Annotated in this window: 9 protein-coding genes; 8 read left to right on the forward strand and 1 reads right to left on the reverse strand. The window is 37.9% G+C overall.

Annotated elements, in window-relative coordinates; translation table 11 throughout:
* Positions 1 to 104 precede the first annotated feature (104 nt).
* From lolB1 to ribA, 6 genes are all read left to right on the forward strand, one after another.
* Positions 105 to 947: a lipoprotein insertase outer membrane protein LolB1 gene (gene lolB1 / locus ABMQ40_RS08805; protein ID WP_370898651.1), complete on the forward strand. Its 843-nt coding sequence runs from the start codon at positions 105 to 107 to the stop codon at positions 945 to 947.
* Entirely contained in the window at positions 944 to 2,503 is a 1,560-nt protein-coding gene (locus ABMQ40_RS08810; protein ID WP_370898653.1) for a peptidoglycan DD-metalloendopeptidase family protein, read from the forward strand. Before lolB1 ends, ABMQ40_RS08810 begins: the two co-directional genes overlap by 4 nt.
* A 29-nt stretch (positions 2,504 to 2,532) precedes the next feature.
* Positions 2,533 to 2,733 (forward strand): twin-arginine translocase TatA/TatE family subunit, encoded by a 201-nt coding sequence (locus ABMQ40_RS08815; RefSeq protein ID WP_370898655.1) that lies wholly within the window; start codon positions 2,533 to 2,535, stop codon positions 2,731 to 2,733.
* Between the two features lie 14 nt (positions 2,734 to 2,747).
* A complete protein-coding gene (locus ABMQ40_RS08820) occupies positions 2,748 to 3,362 on the forward strand; it encodes a DUF4254 domain-containing protein (protein WP_370898657.1) in 615 nt (204 codons plus the stop codon).
* A 74-nt stretch (positions 3,363 to 3,436) separates the two neighbouring features.
* A complete protein-coding gene (locus tag ABMQ40_RS08825) occupies positions 3,437 to 3,817 on the forward strand; it encodes a hypothetical protein (protein ID WP_370898659.1) in 381 nt (126 codons plus the stop codon).
* A gap of 21 nt (positions 3,818 to 3,838) precedes the next feature.
* Positions 3,839 to 4,435 carry a GTP cyclohydrolase II gene (gene ribA / locus ABMQ40_RS08830; protein ID WP_370898661.1) on the forward strand — a complete coding sequence of 199 codons (597 nt, stop codon included), beginning with the start codon at positions 3,839 to 3,841 and terminating at the stop codon, positions 4,433 to 4,435.
* 74 nt (positions 4,436 to 4,509) lie between these two features.
* Here ribA and ABMQ40_RS08835 read toward each other — a convergent pair whose 3' ends face one another.
* A complete protein-coding gene (locus tag ABMQ40_RS08835; RefSeq protein WP_370898662.1) occupies positions 4,510 to 5,031 on the reverse strand; it encodes a hypothetical protein in 522 nt (173 codons plus the stop codon).
* A 114-nt stretch (positions 5,032 to 5,145) separates the two neighbouring features.
* On the opposite strand from ABMQ40_RS08835, the gene ABMQ40_RS08840 reads away from it, so the two are divergent.
* Positions 5,146 to 6,870 carry a glycoside hydrolase family 3 protein gene (locus ABMQ40_RS08840; RefSeq protein ID WP_370898664.1) on the forward strand — a complete coding sequence of 575 codons (1,725 nt, stop codon included), beginning with the start codon at positions 5,146 to 5,148 and terminating at the stop codon, positions 6,868 to 6,870.
* 7 nt (positions 6,871 to 6,877) lie between these two features.
* Positions 6,878 to 8,026 carry an N-acetyl-alpha-D-glucosaminyl L-malate synthase BshA gene (gene bshA / locus ABMQ40_RS08845; protein WP_370898666.1) on the forward strand — a complete coding sequence of 383 codons (1,149 nt, stop codon included), beginning with the start codon at positions 6,878 to 6,880 and terminating at the stop codon, positions 8,024 to 8,026.
* The last annotated feature ends 381 nt before the right edge of the window (positions 8,027 to 8,407 follow it).

Below are 8,407 nucleotides of genomic sequence, written 5' to 3' on the forward strand. Positions count from 1 at the left end.
AGAAATCGCTAAAATTCAATAAGATATTGTCAGACCACACAAAATGTTTTGTGTGGTTTGGCGTTAATATTGCAAAGTATTACTTTAATATAAAAGATAAATACATGAAAAACTGGATACCATTACTGTTATTACTGCTTGCGTTATCATCCTGCAAAACACGAAATACCGCAAAAAATAACAGTAACATCAGTAAAGACAGCATCATCACAGAAGGTAATAATAATCCCACCGATATAAATGAGCCTGTAAGAGATAAACTTGCATTTTATGAACATGTACTGATCCCTCCTAAGTTCGATCAGATAAAAATTAACAGTAAGGTAAATGTGGAAACGGGAAGCTTTATCCCTACCCTTGACGCTACCATTTATATTGAAAACAACCAGAAGGTATGGATGAATCTTTCGGCCCTGTTCATTGGAGTAGCCCGGGGAATCGCCACTCCGGAAGGGATCAGGGGTATGGACAGGACCAGTAAGTCCTATATTGATTCTGATTTTGATTATCTCAATAATCTGCTCAATGTCAACTTTATTGATTATAAATCTTTGGAAAAAATATTGATGGGAAGAACTTTTGTAAAAATCAATGACTCACAGTTTACCCTTACCCGAAATGCCCAGGGCTTCAGGCTGGCCTCCAATATGAACCAGAAAATCGTCACGGATGAAAAGACCAGAGAATATAAGATCAACCTGCAGTATGACGAAAATTATGATTTATTAAAAGTTAACCTGCAGGATGTGTTATCTCCTGATGAACTTGAGATTTCTTACAGCAATTGGGATGAGTATAACGGAATCCGCTTACCTAAAAATGTTAAAATAATTATAAAAGGTTCAAAAACAAGCCAAATTCTTCTGGAAAACACGAAATTTGATTTTTCTAAGATGGAAACACCCTATTCAGTTCCAGCCAATTATAAGAAAATTGAAATTAAATGATTAAAAAATTTAGCTTTTTAATAGGTATTTTATTGTTTGGTTTGCAGTATGGGCAAAAAAATAAAGAACAACTACAAAAACAAAATGCCGAACTTAAAAAACAAATTGCACAAATAAATTCAGATCTGGCAAAAACAAGAAATGAATCTAAACTTTCTATTGCCTATCTTACCAATGTAAATAAAAAATTAGCATTAAGAGAAAAGGTTTATAACAATACCCAGAAGGAAAAAAGATTCATTGAGGATGATATTTACCTTCGTCAGCTGGAAATCAACCGCCAGAACCGGGAATTAGCGGTTCTGAGAAAAAATTACGCTGAAGTGTTGGTTAATGCTTATAAGAATAAGGGCGTACAAAATAAGGTGACCTTCATTCTGTCTGCCAAAAACCTGGGCGAAGCAATAAGAAGGGTTCAGTACCTGAAGCAATACTCTGATTATCAGGATAAAAAAGCAGCCGAAATCACCAATGCCGCAGCGCAGATAAAGAAAACGATCGCTCAAAGGCAGAAATCCGTTAAAGAGAAAGAAATGCTTTTAATAAATCAGCAGAAAGATTTGCAAACAATTTCTGCTGAAAGAACCCAGAAAGAGCAGCTGGTTGCAGAATTTAAGAAAAATGAGGCCAAACTAACGGCTGAGCTGAAGCAAAAACAAACCCAGTCTAAGGCACTTGAAGGACAGATCAGAGCCATCATTGCGGAAGAAATCAGGATAGCGAAGGCCGAAGAAGAGGCCAGAAAAAAAGCGGAAGCTGAGAAAATACGTTTGGCAAAGCTGGCCGCGGAAAGAGAAAAAGCGAGGATTGAAGCCGAAGCCAAAGCCAGAGCTGAAGCCTTGGAGAGAGCAAGGCTATTGGCTGAAGCCGAAGCCAAAAAGACTGCTGAACTCGCTGCAAAACGAGCTGAAGAAGAAAGAAAACGTACCGAGGAAGCAGCAAAGGCTGAAGCCAGCGCGAGAGATGAAGCCAGAAAATTAGCGGCAAAAAAGGCAGCTGATGAGGCAGCCGCAAAAGCCAAAGCTGCGGCAGACAAGCTGGCTGCGGCAAAAGCTGCTGAAGCGGCCCTCACCAAAAGAAAAGAGGAGGATAAAAAAGCGGCAGAAACCAAAGCCATGACCAATTTCGGTGTCTCTACCGTGGCAGGGAACAATTTTGCCGAAAACAGAGGAAGACTGGGATTCCCGGTAGACAAAGGCCAGATCACCCACCGGTTTGGAAGACAACCCCATCCGGTTTTCAAAAACATCGTGGAAGAAAACAATGGTATCAAGATCTCAGTGCCATCAGGCACACGTGCCAAATGTGTATTCCCCGGATCTGTATCCTCAGTCCTGGCAAATAATGATGGTACCAAAACCGTTATCGTAAAACATGGAAGCTACTTTACGATCTATTCCAATTTAGGAAGCGTGAGCGTATCCAAAGGGCAGCAGGTCTCCGCCGGAACCCCGGTAGGCATCGTAGGACAGGATTTTGATGGCTCCTATACCCTTGATTTCCAGGTATGGAGCGGAAGCACGCCTGTCGATCCATTAGGTTGGGTTTCTTATTAAAAAAGATTAACTTTGCAAAAATTTTTAAAATGAATACATTAACAATACTTGCCTTATCTTGGCAACATATCTTAATCGTGGCATTAATCCTGGTTTTACTTTTCGGAGGCAAAAAAATCCCGGAATTAATGAGAGGTGTGGGCTCAGGTATCAAGGAGTTTAAAGACGCTGTAAAAGAAGACGATAAGTCTACGTCAGAAAAGACCAACAATAACTCTTCCAGCAACTAAAATTCTTCTGATTAATGAATTTTACTGAGACCGCCTGGAAAATCTTCAATCAGTCCATTGAAGATTACCATGTGCTTGACGACGTTAACGCTCTAATTAATAACCCGTTTGAAAAAGATAGTTTGGAACGGATTTTGTATGCAAAGAACTGGATTGATACCGTTCAATGGCATTTGGAAGATATAATTAGAGATGAAAATATTGACCCGGCTGACGCGCTTCAATTAAAAAGAAGAATAGATGCTTCCAATCAGCACAGAACTGATCTGGTGGAATTTATTGACAGCTGGTTTCTCAAAAAGTTTGAAAATATAACTCCTAAGCCTGATGCAAAAATAAATACGGAAACGCCCGCATGGGCTGTTGACAGGCTATCGATTCTTGCATTAAAGGTTTATCATATGTCATTAGAGGCTAATAGAGAATCTGCTTCCGAAGAACATCGGGCCGACTGCCAGGCTAAGCTGAATGTACTTCTTGCACAAAAAGAAGACCTATCAACTTCTATTAATCAGTTGCTTACTGATATTGAGAACGGTGATGTTAAGATGAAAGTATACAAACAAATGAAAATGTATAACGATGAAAGTCTTAATCCAATCCTTTATCAAAAGGGGCAACAAAAATGAGACGATTATTTTTTCTTGGAGTACTATTAATAATAACATCTTCCTGCGCAACGGAAAAATTAAATTTTTCTCCGTTGTCTAACAGTTTTTATAGTGATGCTAAAGGCTCAGATTCTGACAGGGGACTGAAGAAAAGTATAGACATTAACATCAAAGAAAATGTAAATGCTTCTGAGATATCCAACCTTATTGCAACTTTTCCAAAGTTCAAAAATACAGAGCTTAACGATGAAACAACAGCATTAAAATACAGCTTACAGAATTATCTGTATGCCATTGATGCCAACAATGTGACAGGAAAAAACCGCGCTATTAAAAACTTCGAAAAATCTTACAGGAAAATTCAGAAGCTCAGAAAACATCTCAACAAAGATGATGATGAAGTACTGAACAGATATTTGGTAAGACTGAAAACCAATATATCTGTAATTGAAGATTCTTTAAAAGGAAATTAAAAAAACTAATTATAACTATTAATGATTAAAATTCAGGCGGAAGCCAACGTTCCTACAGAACACGGCACCTTCCGAATGATTGCTTTCTCTGAGAATGAAAACGACTGGATGCCACACATGGCAATCATTGCAGAAAACACAGACTTTTCCAAGCCTGTAAACGTACGTTTTCATTCAGAATGTATTACAGGAGAAGTTTTCCATTCAAAAAAATGTGAATGCGGGCAGCAGCTGGATGCTGCCATGAAATATATCCATGAAAATGGAGGGATCATTGTCTACCTTCGCCAGGAAGGAAGAAATATAGGGATCATCAATAAATTAAAAGCCTATTCTTTACAGGAAAAAGGATTTGATACAGTGGAAGCCAACTTAAAACTAGGGCTTCCTGCTGATGACAGAAACTTTGGTGTGGCTATAGAAATATTAAATTTACTGGATGTAAAAGATGTTAATCTTCTTACGAACAATCCCGAAAAGGTAAAATATGTAAAAGAAAGTAATATTCATCTTAATTCCAGAATACCATTACAAATTCCTGCCAACGAGATCAGTAAAGGATATCTGAAAACAAAAAAGGATTATTTCGGGCATCTGCTCGATGATAATGACAACTAAAATAATCAAAAGCTCCGGAAGAAATTCTTCCGGAGCTTTTTTAATTATAAAAAACTGAAAAGATATATATTTATTTAATTTTTAGTTTTGATTTTGGATTCATCAATATTGTAAAACTTAATTACGCTATTGTAATCACTGTAATTCATCTTCGATGTACCTGTGCTTGCCGGTACGATAATCACTCTGAATCTCTTATTTGTATAATAAGTTGAGTTGGTATCCAGGTTCAATGTGGAAGTAGAGTTTACGTTAATAGCGATGTCATATCTGCTGAAATCAAAAGCATAATCCACTTCATCGTTATTGGGATTATTCACATAGTAGGTATAAGGAAGTAATTTCCAGATCGGAGAATTATTGTTGGTAAGCCCTGTCTGTAAATAAACGAGCACTACATCCGATTGTTCTAGCGGGGTATTGAATGCGTCATTATATTCATATAGGTTACTGTTTACTTTACTAAAAGTAGGAGTAATATCATAAGCTACCGAAAAAGTATCGTGATCTACATAATTGCCGTTATCGTCATCATCACAGCTGTAGATAAATAAGCCTACAAAAGCTAAAAGTAAAATTGGAAGAATTTTTTTCATTTCTATAAAAGTTTAAATTATTGATATGGCATATTCAAAACATATACCAAAAATTTTAAAAACATTCTTTATCCTCATTTTTTTAATTGTATTTTTGTTCTTATTCAAGAAATCATGAAGAAATCAGCCTATACCTTCTTTTATATATTTTTTCTGGTCAGCTTTAAGATCTCTGCGCAGTACCAGCCGGAAAACCTTTCTCCGGAAGATCTGAGAAAAGCGCATCAATGGGTAGATAAAACGTATAATTCTCTTTCTCAGGATGAAAAGCTGGGCCAGCTTTTCATTGTAGCCTTATACACCAATAAAGATGAAAATCATATCAATCAGGTAAGAAATATTGTCGTTAATGACAAGATCGGAGGCCTTATTCTGATGCAGGACGATGCGGCAAGAGAAATCAGTCTGGTGAATGAGTTCCAGCAAAAATCCAAAGTTCCGTTAATGATCGGGATGGATGCGGAATGGGGATTATATCAGAGAATTGCTGCTGCACATAAATTTCCCTGGGCAATGACCTTAGGTGCCATCCAGGACAAGAACCTGATTTATCAGATGGCCTCAAAAATAGCGGAAGATTGCAAAAGGATGGGTATTAACTGGGATTTTGCCCCGGTGGTGGACGTCAATACCAATCCGGATAATCCCATTATAGGAAACCGAAGCTTCGGCTCGGAGGTCAATAATGTAATCCTTTCAGCATTATCTTATTCCAAAGGCCTTCAGGACAATAATATTCTTGCTGCCATAAAGCATTTCCCCGGACACGGAGATACGAGTACAGATTCGCATCTGGATCTACCCGTAGTTTCACATAGCCTGGACAGGCTCAATGCGGTGGAGCTCGCTCCTTTCAAAGCTTTAATGAACAAAGGAATTGGCGGTGTAATGGTGGCACATTTATATGTTCCTGGCTTAGAACCACAAAAAGGGATTCCCGCTTCCGTATCCAAAAATATTATCACAGGGTTATTAAAAGAAAAACTGGGCTATAAAGGACTGATCATTACGGATGCCTTAAATATGGGAGCTGTAGCCAATAAATACAAACCCGGGGAATTAGATGCCCTGGCCTTCAAAGCAGGAAATGATATCATGCTTTTTTCGCAAGGGGTTTCCGAGGGGAAAAAACTAATTCAGAAAGCCATTGATCAGGGAGAAATCCCGCCATCAAGACTGGAAGAGAGTGTAAAGAAGATTTTACTGACCAAATATTTTCTGGGATTAAGCCAGTATACCCCAAAAAACCCTGAAAACATCAATTATGATCTGAACAATGATTCTCACAGAATCCTTGTCCGGAATCTTTATGCCAACGCGCTTACTTTGTTAAAGGATGATAAAAAACTGCTTCCTCTTAGCGGGAAACAGATCTATTATGTTCCCCTTGAAGAGGCTCCATATCAGACTTTCGCTGACCAGCTCGGAGCCGGCGTTATTGTCAAAAAAACCAGTGAGATCAATACTATCCCGGTAAATTCAACGGTAATTGTAGGCTTCCACAAGGATAATTCCACCGCTTACAAGCCTTATAAAATCTCGGAAGGATCCAAAAAAGTCCTGGCTGACCTGACGAAAACACAAAATGTAATACTAAATGTTTTCGGAAGCGCTTACGCCTTAAAGGATATTGATATTTCAAAGGTTTCTACCGTATTGATCTCTTATGAAAACAATGATGATTCCCTGACTGCTACAGCCAATGCCATAAAAGGTAAAACAAAGATCTGGGGCAGGCTTCCGGTTTCAGTGAACAATCAGCTCAAAGCTGGAATGGGAATTGATATGGATCCGGTATCATATTCAAACTCAACAGTATTTACAACATCAAAACAATAATAAACCAATGAAAATAGGCATACTTTGCTATCCCACATACGGCGGAAGCGGAATTGTAGCGACAGAGTTGGGAATGTCTCTTGCCAACAAAGGATATGAGGTACATTTCATAAGCTCAGCCCTACCCGCAAGATTAGATATTACAAATCCGAATATTTTCTTTCATCGGGTAAATGTTCAGACCTACCCGCTTTTTCAGTATCAGCCTTATGATATTGCATTAAGCTCGATGATCTATCGGGTGGTCAATCTGTATAAATTAGATTTGCTTCATGCCCATTATGCCATTCCTTATGCTTATGCTGCTTTTACAGCAAAACAAATGCTTAAGGAAGATAATAATGATATTCCATTGGTGACTACCCTGCACGGCACGGATATTACCCTGGTAGGACAACATCCGAGCTACAAGCATGCCGTGGAATTTTCCATTAACCAATCTGATGCCATTACTTCCGTTTCTGAGAGTCTAAAGAAAGATACTCTTCAATTTTTCAACATTAAAAAGGATATTCAGGTGATTACAAACTTTATCGACAATTCGGAGTTTGATGACTGTACGGAATGTCAGAGAACACAGTTTGCCAATCCCGATGAAAAGATCCTGATCCATGTTTCTAATTTACGTCCGGTAAAAAGAGTTGATGAAGTATTGCAGATTTTTAAGAATGTACAGAAAAAAGTAAAATCGAAACTGATCATTATCGGTGAAGGTCCTGATATGGAAAAAATCAACCAGTTCCTGGAAGAAAACCCGGATCTGATTTCTAAGATCCGCCTTCTCGGAAAGGTGAACGACCTATACAGGATCCTTCAGCTTTCAGATGTTTTCCTTCTCCCATCGGAACAGGAAAGTTTTGGTCTGGCAGCTTTAGAGGCAATGGCAGCTTATACGCCCGTTATCAGCTCTAATGCCGGCGGGATCCCGGAAGTTAATATTCAGGGAGAAACCGGTTTTCTGGCTGAAATCGGAAATGTAGAGGCTATGAGCAATTACACCATCAAGTTGTTGAGTAATGAAGAGCTTTTAGCCAGAATGAAAAAGAATGCAAAGGATCAGGCTATAAAATTTGACCTGAAAAACATCCTTCCCGTTTATGAAGAAATGTATAAGACAACAATAGAGAATTTTAAACAAGAATTTTTAAAAGTCTGACTGTTATTAATTTCAGCAAAAAATTTTATTTTTTTTATAAATAATCTGGTCTTCTGTAAGTTTTACAGAAGATTTTTTATTAAAAAAAAACCACCAATATCCATTACAGGTTTAAAACTTTATTTCATTTAGCATTAATTACATTAATAAATTCACAAGTTAGTGAAATATGTTTTTTTGAATGCAATTTTATATTATATTTGAGAGATAATTTTTTTTTCGGTCATTTTTGTAGCCCTTCTGCACTTCTGTTTGCAGGGGGCTTATTATTATTTTCTTAGCCCAATTCCGATAAAATTTAATAGTTCAGGACCGTCTGGTGATGACCCAGGATGCCAATCTTGGAGCTTCCAAACAATGGATCTTTACCAAGTATGATCA

The organism is Chryseobacterium gossypii, from assembly GCF_041361455.1.
Lineage (GTDB): Bacteria > Bacteroidota > Bacteroidia > Flavobacteriales > Weeksellaceae > Chryseobacterium > Chryseobacterium gossypii.

Coding starts and splice junctions, on each gene's coding strand:
- ABMQ40_RS08810 (WP_370898653.1), top strand. CDS start 944: ATGATTAAAAAATTTAGCTTTTTAATAGGTATTTTATTGTTTGGTTTG.
- bshA (WP_370898666.1), top strand. CDS start 6,878: ATGAAAATAGGCATACTTTGCTATCCCACATACGGCGGAAGCGGAATT.
- ABMQ40_RS08815 (WP_370898655.1), top strand. CDS start 2,533: ATGAATACATTAACAATACTTGCCTTATCTTGGCAACATATCTTAATC.
- ABMQ40_RS08835 (WP_370898662.1), bottom strand. CDS start 5,031: ATGAAAAAAATTCTTCCAATTTTACTTTTAGCTTTTGTAGGCTTATTT.
- ABMQ40_RS08840 (WP_370898664.1), top strand. CDS start 5,146: ATGAAGAAATCAGCCTATACCTTCTTTTATATATTTTTTCTGGTCAGC.
- ribA (WP_370898661.1), top strand. CDS start 3,839: ATGATTAAAATTCAGGCGGAAGCCAACGTTCCTACAGAACACGGCACC.
- ABMQ40_RS08820 (WP_370898657.1), top strand. CDS start 2,748: ATGAATTTTACTGAGACCGCCTGGAAAATCTTCAATCAGTCCATTGAA.
- lolB1 (WP_370898651.1), top strand. CDS start 105: ATGAAAAACTGGATACCATTACTGTTATTACTGCTTGCGTTATCATCC.